Source organism: Candidatus Symbiothrix dinenymphae, from assembly GCF_001431085.1.
In genome coordinates, this window is the sequence record NZ_BBRU01000598.1 from 1 (window position 1) to 1,860 (window position 1,860).

The window sequence follows — 1,860 nt, forward strand, 5'->3', positions numbered from 1 at the left end:
ACTTGCCTTTCAAATAGCCGCAACCATCAGGTAGCGGGACAACTGTCTTCTCTAACATCGCAGGTAAAAACAGACAATCGGCATCACCTGCTTTCCTGTTGACTTAAGCCCGGTGCTGTATAGTAACTTTTTGACTATTTGTGCCACCCTAAGAAAGAACAGAGAAAAAAAACATCAGCAGGGGAGCGCGGACAGGTACTTCTGTCCCGCTACCAGCACGTCCTCAAACATCGTTTTGGGGACTTACCCGACTTGCTGTCCAAGTTGAAGGACACTCGCAAGCGAAAAAATTACGAGATGGAAGATGTGGCCATGGGGGGCATCTTCCTATTTTTACTCAAGTTTGGCTCCCGCAACAATTTGAACAACAAACGGCGCGAAGAGTCGTTTGTAGCCCATTGCGAACGGACTTTGGGGTTTCGCCTGCCGCATCAGGACACGATAGCAAAGGTGCTTCGCAAACTCCCGCCCGAACAGTTAGAAAAGGTTAAAATGGAACTGATGAGCGATTTATTCAATCAGAAGTGCCTGCGTAACAGCCGCTTACTAAACAAGTATTACATGGTAGCCATTGATGCCACAGGGATTGTCAGTTATGACCACCCGCATTGTCCGCATTGCTTGACAAAAACGTCGAAAAAAGGCGTTGTGACCTATTATCACTATGCTTTGGAGGCTAAACTGGTTACGCATGATGGGCTATGCCTGCCTTTGGCAACCGAATGGATTGAAAATCCGGAGGGCGATTATGTCAAGCAGGATTGCGAACGCAAAGCCTTCCTGCGCTTAGCTAAAACGCTCAAAAAGAACTTTCCACGCCTGCCTATCTGCATTTTAGCCGATGGATTGTATCCCTACGAGGGGGTTTTCGAGGTCTGCGAAAAAAATGAGTGGAAATACATTATTGTTTTACCCGAAAAAGCACTGTCCGATGGTGTGCAGGGCGAACTTGGCGAGGCAAAACGCAGACCGCCGAAACGCGAACATCTTTGCATGAAAAATGATAAATGGATTGATAGCAAATATCGCTTTAAAACGGATATTTTTTATCATAAAAAGTACCATTTGCATTGGTTTCAGTGCCTTGAAACGCGAACGAAGTATCAAAAACCGAACGAAAAAAAGGACAAAAAGACAACCGAAAAACCGGAGGAATTTTGCTTTGAATATGTCACCAACATTGAGCCAACTGCGGACACCATCCATGCATTATCATCCGGCGGACGGTTGCGCTGGAAGATTGAAAATGAGGGATTTAACGCTCAAAAATGTGGCGATTACGAATTGGAACACAAATACTCTCGCAACAGCTATGAGGGGCTACAGAACTATTACACCAGTCTCCAAATTGCCCACGCGATAAATCAATTCGTTGAACACAGCAGTGTGGTCGTAGAGATGCTCAAAGAGCACTCAAAAGAAACAATCCGCAACATTTGGCAAAATCTGGTCGCCTACATGATTTTTGTTAGCCCATACGATGGCTCTCTAATCACGCCGCAACCATCATAATATCAATCGATTACGGCATAAAAACCGTCGCGGAGATGTCTTGCTCCCGAATTCAAGACGTGAAATGCATAAAACACAATAAATAAACAACATAGACACTAATGTAAGACATGCTATCAACTCTTCTGCTTTCGCATAACTTGACGAGAGGGCGGTAGCTTTGTCTGCTGGCTGGAAGCGGATCGAATGCGCGTGATTATTTTTTACTGGCTGAATTGCTGCCGAAAGAGAAGATTGCAGAGATTGTAAATGTCTCTGCCAGTACAGTTTACAGGGAGATTGAGCGCAATAAAGGCACGCGCAAGTATACCCCTATCCATGCCCAAATGTTGGCTGATGAACGCAAAG

Annotated in this window: 1 protein-coding gene and 1 pseudogene; both read left to right on the top strand. The window is 45.2% G+C overall.

All coding sequences use genetic code 11. The features are described 5' to 3' along the window. Positions 1-297 precede the first annotated feature (297 nt). Positions 298-1,512, top strand: coding sequence for a hypothetical protein (locus tag ASC50_RS06540; protein WP_158648555.1), 1,215 nt, complete (start codon positions 298-300; stop codon positions 1,510-1,512). A 164-nt stretch (positions 1,513-1,676) separates the two neighbouring features. Further along, positions 1,677-1,860 (top strand): annotated as a pseudogene (locus tag ASC50_RS08655) (hypothetical protein); the annotation flags it as partial.